Source organism: Peribacillus sp. N1 (assembly GCF_054600815.1).
Map to the genome: position 1 here is coordinate 436,162 of NZ_BAAHZO010000004.1, position 15,282 is coordinate 451,443.

Here is a 15,282-nt window from a genome sequence, read left to right on the forward strand (position 1 = left end):
TTGAATGAACATTAAAATAAAATCACCAATTATTTCTCAAAACAATTTTTCCCATCGCCTTGCCTGACTCCAAGTACTCATGGGCTTTTGAGACTTCTTCAAACGTAAACATGTTTGGATCCACAAGCGGGCGCAGCTTACCTTCCTCAACCACACTGGCAACCTTCTTCAAAATTTCTCCATATTGCTTATGCATGTCCTTGTTTAATATCTTCAACAACATAAAGGTAACATGTAGGGAGAGCCCTTTTGAATGCACGGGGGAGAGGTCATGAGTGGAACGGGCAGCAATGGCTGCCACTGTTCCATGTACCGCGGCTGCCTCAAAAGAGCGATCCAGGTTTTCTCCGCCTACCGTGTCAAAAACAACGTCAAAACCTTTTCCGTCTGTATATTTTTGTACATAATCGTGAACGCTTTCTTCTCGATAATTAATAGTTACATCTGCACCAAGACGCGTGCCAATCTCCAGTTTCTCTTGCGAAGAGGCAGTTGTATAGACTGTTGCGCCTCCCCATTTGGCTAGCTGAATGGCAATGTGTCCTACACCCCCGGTGGCTGCATGGATCAGTATATTTTGTCCAGGGACAAGATTTGCCCGATTAAATAAAGCTTCCCATGCTGTAATGGAAACTAGTGGTAAAGCAGCGGCTTCTTCCATCGTCAAGTTTTTCGGCTTGTGAGCAAGTAAATCAGCATCTGCAAGCATGAACTCTGCAAGTGCACCGCCAGTCCCTTTAAAACCACCCGCGCATCCAAACACTTCATCGCCAACTTTAAACTCAGTCACTCCTTCACCCACTGCAGATACCAAACCTGCGACATCACCATGTAAAACGGCTGGGAACTCGGGGGAAACGGCTGGAACTGCACCAGCACGGACTTTCGTATCAATAGGATTTACACTTGTAGCCTTGACTTGAATAAGTACATGTCCAGGTATTAATTCGGGTTTTGGAACCTCTTTAAATTGAAATACTGATGGATCACCAAATGATTGAATAATTTGTGCTTTCACTCAAATCACTCCTATTTATTTTTTTATGGGAAAATGTCTGGTCACTATTCATCGTTAGGATGAATTAAAGCAAGCAGATTTTTTGATATTGCCACACCAGAAACATAAGCATCCGAATAGTAACATCCTAAAATGGTGTGAAAAATACGAATATTTAATCTTTGCTTGCAAAATCAATGATACTTTATATAATATAAAATTAAAAGTACGCACATTTTTGTTGAATAGGATAAAATTTGTAATATAGTATACAATTTGATACTAAAAAGATTGGGGTGGCAATATGAAGGAATTTAAAACGGAAAAGTGTCCCGATACTACTGCTTGTCCTGTTGCAGTTACAGTAGATGTGATAGGAGGCAAATGGAAAGGGATCATATTATATAACTTAATTTCCGGCCCTAAACGTTTTAACGAATTAGGGAGACTTATGCCCTATACCACAAAACGTATGTTAACGTTGCAACTTCGTGAATTGGAACAAGATGGTATTGTCCATCGTGAAATATATCGCGAGATTCCTCCAAAAGTTGAATATTCCCTTACTGTTTTTGGAGAAACATTAAAACCTATTATTTACCTAATGAGAGATTGGGGACACGTGTACGGAAATGAGGTATTAATGAAACGAAAGGTCTCAGAAAATATGTAGCATCCATAGGGGGCTCTGCCGACAAAACCAGAAAGTTGGCTTTCAGCTTATCTATGACTTTTGTTTTTTTTACCTAGAAGATTAAGGGGAATAATTGGATGTAAAATGAAGTTAAGAAATTATATTGCGAAATATTCCCTGATTTTATAATACGCACAGGTGCTTTACCTTCTTAAGGGAGTTGCTTCGGCAGCTCTTTTTCTTTATGGAGATAAAAGCAGGTGAGTTCAACAGTGCAGTTTGATCTTTGTTCAACAATTGGGTTATTTTCTTGAATATGAGAAGGGATTATTCGTAAGAAAATCGAAGTGAATCAAAGGAATAAAAGTTCAAAGCACTTTTGAAAAAATATTCTTCTCCACTGACATACTGTTGTCAGCATTAGACGTATACAATAGCTATTGGAACAGCAACTAGGAAATTACCCGGCGACCTAAATTAAAGTATAGTTACTTACTCGAAGTTGAGGAGGAAATCGATTATGAGCGACACAAAGACATTACGAGGACTCACCACCGTCAGTTTTTGGGCGGCTGATCTAGTGGCGGCAAAGAAGTGGTACGCCGAGCTGTTGGGTATCGACCCATACTTCGAACGCCCAGGATATGCCGAGTTTCGCCTCGGCGACTACCAGCACGAGCTTGGCCTGATCGATAGCCGCTACGCGCCCGATGGTTCGTCGACCGGCCGGGCAGGTGGTGCTGTCGTGTACTGGCACGTCGACGATGTGACAGCAACTTTCGAGAAGCTGCTGTCTATGGGGGCGAAAGAACACGAGGCACCCACAGTTCGCGGTCAGGGGTTCATTACTGCCTCAGTGGTTGATCCCTTTGGGAACATCCTAGGCATTATGTACAATCAGCACTATTTGGAGGTTCTGGGTTCGACCGGAAAAGCGTGATCCGTACTTTGGACATTCAGCTTAACGCATGTCCAGTTTGTACTACTCGCATCGATGGTTTGTTTACACAATTTATTTTACAGAATCATTTACTCGAACAAATGATAATGATTAATTAGTATTCCGCGAAAGGGAGGGATTCTTTAAGAAGAATCCCTTTTCTTAATGAACTAACGGGGCAGGATAGCGGCAACGAATTGGACTTTTACATCATTAAAGGGGGAGAAGGATGGAAATTCGTTCAGTGAAAGGGGCAGATTACTATGCCATATCTCCGCTAATCAATGAATGGTGGGGCGGAAGGCAAATGTCTGATATGCTACCGAAATTATTCTTTGAACATTTTACAAATACAAGTTTCATAGCCGAAAAGGAAGGGAACATAGTCGGTTTCCTAATAGGGATTCTATCTCAATCTCAATCTGATGAGGCATATATACACTTTGTCGGAGTGCATCCTGAATACAGAAAAAATGATATCGGAAGACAGCTATATAATCAATTCTTTCATGTCGTTAATCAAAATGGCCGCAATGTTGTCCGTTGTGTAACGTCTCCGCTCAACAAATCTTCAATCGCCTATCATACTAAGATGGGATTTGAAATGGAAGAGGGAGATACATTCATTGATGGTGTTTCAGTCCACTCTGACTATGACGGACATAATCAAGATAGAGTTTTATTCATGAAACAGTTATCAAATTCTTAATGAACTAAGGTCGACCAGTAAAAATCCGGTTGACCTTTTTTATAGAATCCACTAAGGCAGGACTGTCAGCTAAAGCGTTTATTCATTCCTAATGCTGCCTGGAATAGCACGTACAATACCCGTTCTTTGTAATATTTCTCTGAAGAACCTCATAATTATCTAATCTGCTCATTGTAAGCCCTTCATGATTGACTGGTTTTTTTTGTAATTTTCTTCTTCTTAGGCAGCTCTTCTTTTATGGTTCTATAGAAACAGGTTAGTTCACATAAGATAAGATATAATTTGGATTAATATACAAAATTTTAATGAAAATAGAAAGGAAGCATGAATATGACAGAAATGGTACCGCTAACATCGGAGAATTTGGAGCTATGTATCGAACTATACATAAATGTTTTTAATCGTGAACCATGGAATGAAGGATGGACATATGAAACGGCTAAAGAGAGACTTTCCGACTTATTGCATACGCCTAAATTTCTTGGCTTTTTATTTCATATTGATCACAATCCAGTTGGTTTCATTGCTGGAAATAGTAAGGTGTCTTATCAAGGTTTAACTTATTATTTGGCAGAGCTTTGTGTGAATAATGAAATGCAAGGCAAAGGGCAGGGCTCAAAAATGCTTCGTTCTTTAGAAGCTGAACTGCAGAAGAGAGAGATTAAAAGTCTATATTTATTAACGGCTAATGACGGTCTTGCAGAAGCATTTTATCTGAAAAATGATTATGTTGTAAATGAAGATAGGGTGGTTATGAAGAAAATTTTATTTTGAAAAGTAGTCAAGGGGTGATGGAATTGTCGAAATCTGTAAAGCTGTATCAATTAAGCCGAAAAATACATAAATGGACTGGTTTGGTTTTATCTGTTTTTTTTATGTTCATCGCAGTCACAGGCCTAGTACTTGTTTATATGTTACCACTCGGAGTGGCTGATGAGTTAAGGACGGGAAAAGAGGCGGGGCCAGCTCAAGCGATACCTATGGAGAAGGTCGTGTCCATTGCTACGTCTCAGGATCTTCCAGGTGCGGACTCGGTTGAAGATATATTCAGAATTGAATATAGACCAAGTGCAAATGTGTACCAGGTTCGCTTTAATAACGGTCAAGGTGTTCAAATAGATGTGAGTACAGGAAAAGTGTTATCCACAAATCCGGATTATTCGACTTTCCTGATTACTTTGCATGATGGATCGTTCTTTGGCGATTGGTATAGATACAGTATCCTCACAATGACCGGTTTATCCTTAATCCTGCTGTCATTTTCAGGGTATTACATGTTCGGTTATCCTCTCTATAAGCGTCTAATGGCGAAAAAAAAGCAATCTTAATATGAGGTGGTAATGTGTCTATAACTGGTTTGAATCACTTTTTATTTTCAGTTTCTAATTTAGAAAGTTCCATTGAGTTTTATCAAAATGTTTTTGATGCAAAATTGTTGGTTAAGGGGAGAAACACTGCCTATTTTGATTTGAATGGAATGTGGATTGCCCTGAATGTAGAAAAGGATATACCCCGTAATGAAATAAGCCAATCATACACACATATAGCATTTTCCATAGAAGAAGCTGACATTATGAACATGTACGAGAAACTAAAGCTATTGAATGTAAACATCCTGTCAGGACGTCCAAGAGATGAAAAAGATAAGAAGTCCATTTATTTCACTGATCCAGATGGTCATAAGTTTGAGTTTCATACAGGGACTTTACAAAATAGAATGGATTACTACAAACAAGAAAAAGCACATATGGAGTTTTTTGACTGATAAGTAAGCTATTTTCAAAGGAAAAGGGGAACATTCATGAAAACTATCGGCCTTATTGGCGGAATGAGCTGGGAGTCATCGTTAGCATATTATCGACTCATCAACGAAGATGTAAAAGTCAAATTGGGAGGATTGCATTCAGCCAAGTGCATTTTATATAGCGTCGATTTTGAAGAAATCGAACGCTATCAAGCTGATGGAGATTGGGAAAGCTCTGGTAAATTATTAGGCGATGTAGCCCTGTCTTTGGAAAAGGCAGGTGCCGAAATGATTGTGATTTGTACAAATACGATGCATAAAGTGGTCGGATATATTGAAGAAAAAGTCAGTTTACCGATTTTACACATTGCTGATTCAACAGCTAAACAAATTCAAAAGTCCAAAATCAGTACGGTTGGTTTACTTGGCACTAAATATACGATGGAGCAAGACTTTTATAAAACACGAATTAAGTCTAATGGTATCAAGGTTTTGATACCAAATGATGAGGATAGAAAAGTGATCAATAAAGTAATTTATGAAGAATTATGTTTAGGGGAAATTCAACAATCATCAAGGGAATATTACAAAAAGGTTATCAAGGGGTTAGTTGATGATGGAGCGGAAGGAATAATATTAGGCTGCACAGAAATTGGTTTACTAGTTAAACCAGAGGATTCAGAAGTGCCATTATTTGATACAGCTGTAATCCATGCCATTGAAGCTGTTAATATGGCATTAGAAAAATGTTAGACACGGTAATAAGGAAGGTTGCAGCAGCCTTTTTGTTTTGCAACTAAAGGGGCAGGGTATGTAAATATTAGGCAAAAAGACGTTTGGGAATTCTTCCAAACGTCTTTTATTTAATTAGCATTAACTCTAAAGGTAAGAAACGACTCTCCTTTAAGTTCAGATGATTAAATGGTGGTTGCCATCAGCTCTCGTTCGTTTTCTTGTATGCAGACATGGAAGCATGCGCAGATTCATTGAACCCTTTAACGATGAGCCAGACTGCTAAAATCATTTCATTAGCTGCTACTGGCAGTGCCAAAATAGCACCCCAAACAGAAATTTGTTGAATTACACCGAACATTACTAACAGGGCACAAATAAAAACAAGAGTTGCCCCGGTCATACCTAAGATCGGGATAAACCTGGGTACGAGCTTGGTTTTATAAAATATATAACTGTACATCATCGTGTTTATACCCAACAGGAAGAGGGGACCAAGCATAAATGTCCAGTCATGTACTGCTTTTAATACTATACCTGAAGTTTGAAAAGATACGGTATCCGGGGCACCTGCTGCTACAAATTCGCGGCTTAAGGTCAACAGGGATAGTACGCTGATTACACCAATAGTGATGACAATCGCTTCGAGAAACCTGAAGCAAACATGCCAAAGAGCTATAGTTTCATTATACCTTCTTAAAATTGGAAACATTGTAGTTGCAGTACCAATCGCTGAAGCGACAAGAATTAATTCCATAAGCGCTCCAAGTGTCACCAGGTTGGCATGGTCAGACCCATTAATCAGATAATCCGGACCATTTAGGATAGGCTTGTATAAAATTAGACCTAATATTGCTGTAACTGCTGCAAGTATGAACAGAACCCCTACAATTATTGCGCTCTTTTTGGTAGTATTCATTTGTTCATCTCCCTTTTTAATGTATGGCGATAAGACTAATAACCGTTGGGTTACAAACAAATTTAATACTTCACTACTTGTTATTTATCATATTACTGAGCTTATTCCAATTATTACCCTATTAGAAAAATAGGCAGCTAATCGTAGCATTTCTGTCTTTAACGTCATTACTGTTGTCAAAATTATCATTTACAAAACCCTTATCTCAACTGTCGGCTACAGCTTAACTCCCAAAAGAAAGTCAATAACATTTGTATGTACATTCTTTAGAAGTGAAAGGAAAAGAAACGCTAATCAAAGTCCCCTTATCGAATAAGGAGTTCTGTTTTCATCAGACAAATGGGAATGAACGATTTTTTTATCTACAAGATGAACCATATTTGTATTTGAGGCTTGAAATACATTTATTCTGAAAGTTGATGATGGACTTTCTGTCTGAAAGATGTAAAATATAGGTTTAATTGAAGTTCATCTTATTTACATAATGGAGCTTAATAAAGGTTAAAGTGAAAAAACAATCTGGAGGAATTTTTCAATGGCTTTGTCCGAAATGAACAGTAAATTGTTTAGAATGATTAATGATCTAGGTAAACAATACCCCGATTTAAATCCATTTTTTGTATTCATAGCTGAATACATGATTTTTATCTTAGTATTGGCAGTCCTGATGTTTTTGTTTTCTCGAAGAAATAAAAATAGAATCATGGTAATCTGTGCATTTATTACACTAGTTATCTCGGAAATATTGGCGAAAATAGCAGGGCAGTTCCACTCGAATTATCAACCATTTGCTGAGTTGCCCAACGTTAATAAGTTAGTTGAAAAAGCAGTCAATAATTCCTTTCCAAGTGACCATACGATTATATTTTTTTCATTTTGTATAACCTTCTGGTTGTTCAAAAAGGGTTGGGGGTTTTTATGGGTAATTTTGGCTGTCTTTGTAGGTATTTCGCGAATTTGGGTAGGTGTCCATTATCCAGCAGATGTTCTTGTCGGAGCTATCATCAGTATCATTTCAGCCACGATCGTTTACAAAATTGTTCTTAAGTTAAGTCTTACTAAGAAATTTTTAGGAAATCAAGTAGAGGGCGAACAGTCCATTCTATCTGCCCTTTCCAAACAAAAGAAAGGTAAGTCAAAGGACTTTTAAAAAAGAGTTACCTAATATACTATTAAAATCATTGCTTCACTACAATTGTTGATATAAATATTATTTCAAGAACCAAACGGAGCAGGGCAGAAAATGATGTATTTATCAAAAGAAAAACATTTTGATGTTCTTCTTGAAATGTATGAATTATTAGACATTAAGTTTTAAATTAACCATTCTTCGACTGATCCGGATAGTTTAACAAAGGGTTGCTGCGGCAACCTTTTTCTTTGGAACTAAAGGGGCAGGTTAGTGGAATAAAAAGTGAATTAATCCATTATTATCTGTATTATGTTAACTGCATAAATCAGTTGTACAGAGATAATAAATTTGTTTAATTTGCAATTATTTTGCGGTAATGAAATTAAATATCAAATAAAGGAAATATGTTCCTGACAGTCGAATATTAGCCTAGAACCATAATTAACTATTCCGATGAGGAGGATTCTTGTGCGTCCACGACCATTATCTATTGAAAATCCAGAGTATGATAGGTATGTTAGTCTTGTGCCAGATGGAGATATTGAAGAAATACTTAGTAAGCAACGAACTAAGACCATTACCTTCTTGAGCAGCATATCAGAGGAGTCAGCAAGGAAGGCGTACGCACCAGGGAAATGGACTTTAAAAGAAGTGATTGGGCATTTGGCCGACGTGGAACGTGTGATGTCGTATCGAATGCTTGCCATTGCACGAAATGAAAGTGCACCACTCCCAGCAATGGATCAGGATCAATACGTTTCTGCGGCAAACTTCAACAAATTATCCTGGGAGCAGCTACTAGCTGGTTTAGACATGGTACGCTCCAACACGTTAAGTCTTATTTCAACCATTGATGATGCAGCGTGGGATCGTTATGGAACTGTAATGAACAGCCCAGTTTCGATAGGTACCTTTGCATATGGCATTGTCGGGCACGAGTTACACCATATGAAAGTGATTAGTGATAAATACTTATAAGTCTTTTCTATTAATGAAAAAACCTAATTTCTCATTTAATGCTGAGAAATTAGGTTTTTTAATATTGAAACTTCCTTAACGTTGTAAATCCGCATTTTCCTGACGCTACTGTACAGAGATAATAAAGTTGTTTAATTTACAATGAAGTCATTAAAAAATAATAATGTTGTTTAAAAACCCTTATGTCACTAAAGGGGCAGGTTAGTTGTATACGAACTGTGCATATTCAATTTATTAACTTATCGATTTCCTCTCTTTCAAAAGCTGAATAAAAAGCACTTTCTATTTAACTTTTCTAGAAATATAATGAAACGGAAAGGAGGCAATAAGAATGAAACATAATTCTATGCACCAATGGCATAAAGAGCATAATAAACGGGTAGCAGAATTTCACAAAAAACACGCTGCTCAAGTAGCTAATGGAGAAAACGGAAACGGTTGGTTAGCCAAGCTCGAAACGTCTTTTTTTAATAAAGTACTTGTTCCTCTTAAAGTTGTGAAATAACATCTTTTTTTCTGCTCCTGCTTTTTGAGGAGCAGTTATTTTTTGATTTTATATAAATACTTTATGACACAGTATGTGTCAACTCTGCAATAAGTCTTATAGAACTAACAGGTGCTTTAGCTGAAGATCGGAGCTGTCTTTAAAGGCAGCTTTTTCTTTATGGAACTATCGGGACAGGATAGTTCCATAAGGATACTAATATTAGATCTAACGAGGAACTTATTTCTAAAACAACTGATAAACATCAGTTCTATAAAAACAAAAAGATCTCTAATCTAAACTTTTAGAGATTTTTTTATGCAAAAGCACAACTTTTATTTAATTATTACGTCTAAGTATTGAATTTAAGAAAAGGAGGGGTGGAAACTTGTCGGAGTACATAAAAGTAGAAATTGCAGATTGGTATGACCAACATAGTAAATCCATTTTAAGCTTTATTTTTTTGATGGTTAAGGATTATCAACAAGCAGAGGATTTGACCCATGATACCTTTGTAAAAGCGTACTTATATTATAATTCATTTAATCAGCATTCCACTGAAAGAACATGGCTATTCAGTATCGCTCACAACTTAACGGTTGATTTTTTAAGAAAACGTAAACCCAGCAGGTTCTTTAAAGAAGTATTTCTTTTGCAAAAGGATAATAACTCATTGCCTGAAGAAATGATTCGAATAAAAGAGGAATCATCTGAACTATATAAAGCGTTAGGGGAAATCAAAGATACATATCGAATGGTGATCGTTTTAAGAAAAATCAAAGGTTTTTCTATTGAGGATACAGCAAAGATATTGAGTTGGTCTGAGAGTAAAGTTAAATCAACTCTTTTTAGAGCTATTCCAGCATTAAAAAAACAACTAATAAAGGAGGGGTATTTGGATGAAAAAACAATATGAAGATACTGATTTAGATATCTCCTTAAAGAAGTTAAATGCCGATCTACTGTGGAAAACAAAGCAAAAACAAAAACTGAAAAAACGAATCATTTCTGATATTGAAAAGTTGGAGTCCCAAGAGAGAAGCAAAATTCCCCTCCTATCAACTAGTTTCAAAAAAGTAAGTTTGATAAGGAAAATTACATACTCTGGTATCGCGTTGATCATATTATTGGGTTTATTTATTGGCTCAGCTTTTATTTCTCCTGCAATGGCAGAGGTTGTATCAAAAGTCTCCTTCATAAATCAAATTGTGCAAAGCTTGAAGGAAACGGATGACAGGAAAGGAAAGCTAGATGCTTTATATGACGAGATATCTAAAAAGTTAAACGAGAATAAGGAGTATAAAGGAAAAGTAGAAGTTGGAATGTCATGGCTTTTTTCCTCTGAGCCCCCTTCATTCACTGTTTGGGTAGAGGATGTAGATTTTAAACAAGAACATGGGGATGAAATTAAAGATATTATTTTTAAATGCGCTAAGTCTTATAAAATTGATGAAGTTGAGATTGTATTAGAAGTACGGGATAATGTTGAACCAAGTGAAAAAAATATAGAATTAGAGAAACTTACAGATGAAATACTTACAATAACGCAAGAGGTTGTAGAAGAAAAGGGTTATACCATTTTAGCTAGTGGAGTAACTACGAACCCCAAAAAGGTTTCCGTTAAAGTGGGGATTGAAGGAACAGAGCAACATTACAAAGAAGTGAAGAATCAAATAGAAAAACATGTACATGATGTCATATATGCAAAAAAGCATGAGAAGTTTGAAGTTGAAGTCAAAAGAGAAAGTGAAGACGAAATTAAGGGTCAGAATTGGCAGCCTATTTTTACAGCAGTCATGGAAGAAACACATAAAAAGTTTAAAGAAACAAATGGTTTTGCCTACTCCTTTCATCCAAAACCTCTTGAAATCATTTTAAAGACTTCATTATCCAAAGGAGAGGAGACTGAAGAGCAAGCTGAAAGAATTGAAGAGTATGCAAGACAGGTAGTTGAAGTAAAAAGGAAGGAATTATCCGTTGAAGCAATACCATATAAAATCATTATACGTGATAAAGAACATAAGAAATTGTATGAGAAATTGCACAATTAAAATATATTGCTTCTTCAACTAACAGGTACTTTACTTCTCTATGGAGCTGGAAACAGCTCCATAGAGAAATAAAGGGGCAGGATAGTTTAAGTACACTTTTTAACAATGTTACTAAAAAAGCCCTGTTTAACAGGGCAATTCTTGACTAACTATTATTTAATTTGTTTTATTCCTCATCTATTGTTTTGTAACATAATTCATCCAAAACCCGCCATCATTCAATTTATCTATTTCTTTTAAATAAAAATTTAATGGTCCTGCCTTTGGGAGATGAGAGCTAGATTCAAAAAGTGTCAAAGAGTTAGTAGAACCATCAGCTATTGTGACTAAGACCAAACTTAACTCATCAATTAAACCCTCATTTAGAAACGCTCCGTTTAAAACGCCCCCGCCTTCCAACATTATTTTGTCGATTGAAAATAATTTTTTAAACTTTTGAACTACTACCATAAAATCTAATTGTTCTTTTCCACCGAAAATATACGAAATACCTATTTTTTGTAAATAAGCAAGATAAGCATCAGAGACTAGCTCTGTAAGAACTTCTACTATATGATCTTCTGTCCTATTCTCGCTCCATTCTGAAATGTAGTTTCTTGTCCATCCTAATTTCCCAGAAGGGTCTACTGCAATTGCATACGTTTTAGCATCTGTAGTTGCTACATAATCAGTTCTTGGTATTGACGGAATGTTTTCATGTGTTAAATCTAATTTATGTCCAAAGGTGAAGTTTTCCTCCATGGTAATCCTGCCACACATCCATGCTTTGCATCCGTAACGTTCATGAATTTTTTCATACTCGTCAATTAAATATTGGGTGCGTTATTCCTCCAAATAATCCCTAATTATTTTCCCATCCAATGATGTCAGCATTTGGCATATTATATATGGCCTTTCCAAAGTATTCCTCCTTTCTATAAGAACACATCATAATCCTAGGATTGATATAAAAAATGCCCTGAATAACAGGGCATTTTTTATCCTCAACTATTATTTTACTTTACTGTATTCCTCATCTGTTACTGGTTCCAACCATTCCGGTGTACCTGCAGTGATTGCAATGTGTTCAAACCAGCTATCTTTTGTAGCACCATGCCAGTGTTTTACACCATCGTGGGTGACAATAACATCTCCAGCTTTTAAGAATTGAGCAGGTTTACCTTCTTCTTGGTACCAACCTTCGCCACCAGTTACTAATAAAAGTTGGAATCCATCACGATGAATATGCCAGTTATTTCTGCATCCTGGTTCAAAGGTCACATTCCCTACACCAACACTCACTTTAGGGTCAGCAATTAATGATTTAAGATAACTTTGTCCCACGAAATATTCTGCATATGCTTCATTTTTCTCACCCACTGGGAAAATGACGCCATTTTTTACTTCTTCATGTTTTGCCATTTTAACTCCTCCATGAAACTATATTTTTTATTATTAACCTACTTGAACTGTGGGGCGTATAATCATTTCATTAATTCCTACATCAGATGGTTGTTCAATGGCAAAGGCTATTGCACGAGCGATACGGTCAGAATCGATGGCAGCTTTGTAAAATTCATCTAATCCTGCTTTCATCGCTGGGTCTGTTGTAGTCTCTAACAATTCGCTTGTAACAGCTCCAGGAGAGATATTTGTTACACGGATATTCGTGGCACTCATTGCTTCTTCTTGGCGTAAACCTTCAGAAATGGCTTTTACAGCAAATTTAGTACCACAATATACCGTTCCACCAGGGTAGATGTTATGTCCAGCTACAGAAGAAAGATTAATAACGTGACCTGATTTGCGTTCTCTCATAGATGGAACGATAGCAGCGATAGCATACAATACACCTTTGACGTTAACATCAATCATCATATCCCATTCATCAACTTTATTTTCTGCAAGAAATGCTTGTGGCATGATTCCAGCATTGTTGACTAGCACATCAATTTTTCCAAACTCATTAAGAGCATACGCAGCGAGTTCTTCCATCTGTTGACGAGAAGTAACATCCGTTACTTTATAAATAGCTTGTCCACCATTGTTTTTAATTTCATCTTGTAATTTCTTTAAACGATCTTCACGACGAGCTGCAAGTACCAACTTTGCACCTTTAGACGCAAGTTCTTTTGCAGTAGCTTCTCCAATCCCAGAAGAAGCACCTGTAATAATGACAACTTTATCTTGAATATTTGGCATAATAAATAACACCCTTTCTTAATTTTCAGGAATAATTTCGTTCACACATGTTAATGCATTCAATGTCCTTGGAAAACCTATATATGGAAGGCAGTGGGTGATTGCGGTGATTAAAATTTCCTTATCATTGTCCACATTTTTGTTACCCTGCACATGTGCTTTTACTTGACCTTCAGCACCACCTAAAGCAGTTATGATACAGAGTGTTAACAACTCTCGTGTTTTCAAATCAAGTCCGCTCCGGGTGTAGAAGTCTCCGAAGCAAAAAGAGGAGAGATAATCCTGTATGTGCTTTTGATTTTCTGGTGCGCCTTCTCTCACTTTTGCAATGACATCACCAAAAATCTCTACCTGTACTGAAAGTCCCTTGTCAAAACGATTATCTTCAACAACATTCTTTTGGCTTTCAATTGGTAACGCAATATTCTTGGATTTGAAAACCTCATTGACTTCATTGATAGCATTTAACGTTTTCGGGAATCCAATGTACGGAGCACATTGGTAAACAGCCTCTTTGATCTCTACAGCAGTTAGCCCTACATTCAGTGCAGCACTAACATGTGCTTTTAGTTGGGGCAATGTTTGATTGGTCGCAAGAACCACCAGGGTAATCAACTCACGCATTTTATCGTCAAGGTTACCTTGATAAAATACTTCCCCGAAAATGAAATGGCTTAGAATGTCCTGAAAATCAGGATCAGTAGCATGTGCGGCAGTTACTCCCTCACCAAATAGCTGTTTGAACTTTTCCTGGCTCTTTTCAACACGGTCCATAACTAAACCCCCTCTTTGGATTTAATTAACTCTTCTATTATTCCAAGGTAGTAAAATTTGATGTGTTAGTAAATCATATATTGATGCGGTATCGCACATCTGTATATAATGTAAAATGAAAAGAGGATGTCTGCAACAATCAAAACGCCAGGATTTGTGCGTTATTGCACAAGTTAATTGAAATTGTGCGATAATTTTTAAGAAAGTTTGGTGAAAACTACAATGTCAAGGGTAGATAGAAGAGTACAAAAATCTCAAGAAGCAATAAAAAATGCTTTTATTGAACTAATGTCTGAAAAAAGCTTTGATCATATTACGATACAGGATATTTCCGACAGAGCAAATGTCGGTCGCAGAACGATTTATGACCATTACATGGATAAATTTGATTTACTGGATAAGCTTATTGAAGAACATATTAACGAACTAAGGATACTGTGCGAATCGGCATCTGAATTGAATTTTGTCGAGGGAAATCTGATTTGGTTTGAATACTTTGAACTTAATAGTTCATTCTTTTCAACAATGTTAGGGAGTAAAGGAGCCCCTGCTTTTCGTAGTCATTTCCTGGAATTTGTAATCCAAGAGTTAGAGGGTGAAGTAGATGTAACTGAAGGGAAAAATCAAGGTTTAAGTAAGGATTTAATTCTTAAATTCTTTGGGGCAGCTATAGTAGAAATAGTAGAAGCGTGGTTCACTAATGGATTATCAGAACCGACTCAAGTCGTGGCAGAACAAGTGGGGCTTTTGTTAGATAGGAATTTATAGTTAAAGGATAGCTTCTCAGCAGCGTCGATTTAAAGTAGAAGTGTAAAATTAAAAGGCTGACAGTTTTTAAAAAATCACTGCTTGAATAGGTGCGGTGAACCGTATCATAAATAAATGACAAGGCCATTTGGTACCAAGGTTTTATATTCGTTCTTCAGTAATCGGGCGCGATTCTTGAATAGACTTTATAGTGGGTAATTAAAGATGTTCATTTAATCTTGTTCATTTAACCTTCTTAA

General features: G+C 36.7%; 19 protein-coding genes. 13 read left to right on the top strand and 6 right to left on the bottom strand.

Annotated features, from left to right (window positions below):
- Positions 1-22 precede the first annotated feature (22 nt).
- On the bottom strand, positions 23-1,018 hold the full coding sequence (locus ACYP5M_RS18000) for a zinc-dependent alcohol dehydrogenase family protein (RefSeq protein ID WP_434168581.1): 996 nt from the start codon (positions 1,016-1,018) through the stop codon (positions 23-25).
- A gap of 283 nt (positions 1,019-1,301) precedes the next feature.
- Between ACYP5M_RS18000 and ACYP5M_RS18005 the strand changes: the two genes are divergently transcribed.
- The 7 genes from ACYP5M_RS18005 (at position 1,302) to ACYP5M_RS18035 (ending at position 5,777) form a co-directional block, all read left to right on the top strand.
- Entirely contained in the window at positions 1,302-1,670 is a 369-nt protein-coding gene (locus ACYP5M_RS18005; protein ID WP_434168582.1) for a winged helix-turn-helix transcriptional regulator, read from the top strand.
- 481 nt (positions 1,671-2,151) lie between these two features.
- A complete protein-coding gene (locus tag ACYP5M_RS18010; protein ID WP_434168583.1) occupies positions 2,152-2,571 on the top strand; it encodes a VOC family protein in 420 nt (139 codons plus the stop codon).
- Between the two features lie 229 nt (positions 2,572-2,800).
- A complete protein-coding gene (locus tag ACYP5M_RS18015; RefSeq protein WP_434168584.1) occupies positions 2,801-3,280 on the top strand; it encodes a GNAT family N-acetyltransferase in 480 nt (159 codons plus the stop codon).
- 330 nt (positions 3,281-3,610) lie between these two features.
- Positions 3,611-4,054 carry a GNAT family N-acetyltransferase gene (locus ACYP5M_RS18020; RefSeq protein WP_434168585.1) on the top strand — a complete coding sequence of 148 codons (444 nt, stop codon included), beginning with the start codon at positions 3,611-3,613 and terminating at the stop codon, positions 4,052-4,054.
- A gap of 23 nt (positions 4,055-4,077) precedes the next feature.
- Complete coding sequence (locus ACYP5M_RS18025; RefSeq protein ID WP_434168586.1) at positions 4,078-4,608, top strand: PepSY domain-containing protein; 531 nt, start codon at positions 4,078-4,080, stop codon at positions 4,606-4,608.
- 14 nt (positions 4,609-4,622) lie between these two features.
- On the top strand, positions 4,623-5,045 hold the full coding sequence (fosM, locus tag ACYP5M_RS18030; RefSeq protein WP_434168588.1) for a FosM family fosfomycin resistance protein: 423 nt from the start codon (positions 4,623-4,625) through the stop codon (positions 5,043-5,045).
- 36 nt (positions 5,046-5,081) lie between these two features.
- Positions 5,082-5,777: an aspartate/glutamate racemase family protein gene (locus ACYP5M_RS18035; protein WP_434168589.1), complete on the top strand. Its 696-nt coding sequence runs from the start codon at positions 5,082-5,084 to the stop codon at positions 5,775-5,777.
- A 181-nt stretch (positions 5,778-5,958) separates the two neighbouring features.
- On the opposite strand, the gene ACYP5M_RS18040 is transcribed toward ACYP5M_RS18035, so the two are convergent.
- Positions 5,959-6,675, bottom strand: coding sequence for a DUF4386 domain-containing protein (locus ACYP5M_RS18040; protein ID WP_434168590.1), 717 nt, complete (start codon positions 6,673-6,675; stop codon positions 5,959-5,961).
- 535 nt (positions 6,676-7,210) lie between these two features.
- Here ACYP5M_RS18040 and ACYP5M_RS18045 point away from each other — a divergent pair.
- The 5 genes from ACYP5M_RS18045 to ACYP5M_RS18065 all read left to right on the top strand — a co-directional run bounded on the left by ACYP5M_RS18045 (position 7,211) and on the right by ACYP5M_RS18065 (position 11,320).
- Entirely contained in the window at positions 7,211-7,825 is a 615-nt protein-coding gene (locus ACYP5M_RS18045) for an undecaprenyl-diphosphatase (RefSeq protein WP_434168591.1), read from the top strand.
- A 450-nt stretch (positions 7,826-8,275) separates the two neighbouring features.
- The gene (locus ACYP5M_RS18050; RefSeq protein ID WP_230178584.1) at positions 8,276-8,785 is read left to right on the top strand and encodes a DinB family protein; all 510 of its coding nucleotides are present in this window, start codon (positions 8,276-8,278) and stop codon (positions 8,783-8,785) included.
- 331 nt (positions 8,786-9,116) lie between these two features.
- Positions 9,117-9,290 (top strand): hypothetical protein, encoded by a 174-nt coding sequence (locus ACYP5M_RS18055; RefSeq protein ID WP_169803995.1) that lies wholly within the window; start codon positions 9,117-9,119, stop codon positions 9,288-9,290.
- Between the two features lie 367 nt (positions 9,291-9,657).
- Complete coding sequence (locus tag ACYP5M_RS18060; RefSeq protein WP_434168592.1) at positions 9,658-10,185, top strand: RNA polymerase sigma factor; 528 nt, start codon at positions 9,658-9,660, stop codon at positions 10,183-10,185.
- Positions 10,169-11,320, top strand: a complete 1,152-nt coding sequence (locus tag ACYP5M_RS18065) for a DUF4179 domain-containing protein (RefSeq protein WP_434168593.1) — start codon at positions 10,169-10,171, stop codon at positions 11,318-11,320. The genes ACYP5M_RS18060 and ACYP5M_RS18065 overlap by 17 nt, the downstream gene beginning before the upstream one ends.
- A 177-nt stretch (positions 11,321-11,497) precedes the next feature.
- Here the strand turns inward: ACYP5M_RS18065 and ACYP5M_RS18070 are convergent, their stop codons facing one another.
- The 4 genes from ACYP5M_RS18070 to ACYP5M_RS18085 all read right to left on the bottom strand — a co-directional run bounded on the left by ACYP5M_RS18070 (position 11,498) and on the right by ACYP5M_RS18085 (position 14,275).
- Positions 11,498-12,061, bottom strand: a complete 564-nt coding sequence (locus ACYP5M_RS18070) for a dihydrofolate reductase family protein (RefSeq protein WP_434168594.1) — start codon at positions 12,059-12,061, stop codon at positions 11,498-11,500.
- A 249-nt stretch (positions 12,062-12,310) separates the two neighbouring features.
- Positions 12,311-12,721: a cupin domain-containing protein gene (locus ACYP5M_RS18075; RefSeq protein WP_260356699.1), complete on the bottom strand. Its 411-nt coding sequence runs from the start codon at positions 12,719-12,721 to the stop codon at positions 12,311-12,313.
- 33 nt (positions 12,722-12,754) lie between these two features.
- Positions 12,755-13,501, bottom strand: a complete 747-nt coding sequence (locus tag ACYP5M_RS18080) for an SDR family oxidoreductase (protein ID WP_459735357.1) — start codon at positions 13,499-13,501, stop codon at positions 12,755-12,757.
- An 18-nt stretch (positions 13,502-13,519) separates the two neighbouring features.
- Positions 13,520-14,275 carry a carboxymuconolactone decarboxylase family protein gene (locus ACYP5M_RS18085; RefSeq protein WP_402940532.1) on the bottom strand — a complete coding sequence of 252 codons (756 nt, stop codon included), beginning with the start codon at positions 14,273-14,275 and terminating at the stop codon, positions 13,520-13,522.
- Between the two features lie 222 nt (positions 14,276-14,497).
- Between ACYP5M_RS18085 and ACYP5M_RS18090 the strand changes: the two genes are divergently transcribed.
- Entirely contained in the window at positions 14,498-15,043 is a 546-nt protein-coding gene (locus ACYP5M_RS18090; RefSeq protein ID WP_260356702.1) for a TetR/AcrR family transcriptional regulator, read from the top strand.
- Positions 15,044-15,282 lie beyond the last annotated feature (239 nt).

Bases quoted from the DNA above. Each gene is read 5' to 3' on its own strand.
- ACYP5M_RS18005 (WP_434168582.1), top strand. From the start codon at position 1,302: ATGAAGGAATTTAAAACGGAAAAGTGTCCCGATACTACTGCTTGTCCT.
- ACYP5M_RS18040 (WP_434168590.1), bottom strand. From the start codon at position 6,675: ATGAATACTACCAAAAAGAGCGCAATAATTGTAGGGGTTCTGTTCATA.
- ACYP5M_RS18035 (WP_434168589.1), top strand. From the start codon at position 5,082: ATGAAAACTATCGGCCTTATTGGCGGAATGAGCTGGGAGTCATCGTTA.
- ACYP5M_RS18045 (WP_434168591.1), top strand. From the start codon at position 7,211: ATGGCTTTGTCCGAAATGAACAGTAAATTGTTTAGAATGATTAATGAT.
- ACYP5M_RS18070 (WP_434168594.1), bottom strand. From the start codon at position 12,061: ATGGAGGAAAACTTCACCTTTGGACATAAATTAGATTTAACACATGAA.
- ACYP5M_RS18055 (WP_169803995.1), top strand. From the start codon at position 9,117: ATGAAACATAATTCTATGCACCAATGGCATAAAGAGCATAATAAACGG.
- ACYP5M_RS18085 (WP_402940532.1), bottom strand. From the start codon at position 14,275: ATGGACCGTGTTGAAAAGAGCCAGGAAAAGTTCAAACAGCTATTTGGT.
- ACYP5M_RS18080 (WP_459735357.1), bottom strand. From the start codon at position 13,501: ATGCCAAATATTCAAGATAAAGTTGTCATTATTACAGGTGCTTCTTCT.
- ACYP5M_RS18015 (WP_434168584.1), top strand. From the start codon at position 2,801: ATGGAAATTCGTTCAGTGAAAGGGGCAGATTACTATGCCATATCTCCG.
- ACYP5M_RS18065 (WP_434168593.1), top strand. From the start codon at position 10,169: ATGAAAAAACAATATGAAGATACTGATTTAGATATCTCCTTAAAGAAG.
- ACYP5M_RS18020 (WP_434168585.1), top strand. From the start codon at position 3,611: ATGACAGAAATGGTACCGCTAACATCGGAGAATTTGGAGCTATGTATC.
- ACYP5M_RS18010 (WP_434168583.1), top strand. From the start codon at position 2,152: ATGAGCGACACAAAGACATTACGAGGACTCACCACCGTCAGTTTTTGG.
- ACYP5M_RS18075 (WP_260356699.1), bottom strand. From the start codon at position 12,721: ATGGCAAAACATGAAGAAGTAAAAAATGGCGTCATTTTCCCAGTGGGT.
- ACYP5M_RS18090 (WP_260356702.1), top strand. From the start codon at position 14,498: ATGTCAAGGGTAGATAGAAGAGTACAAAAATCTCAAGAAGCAATAAAA.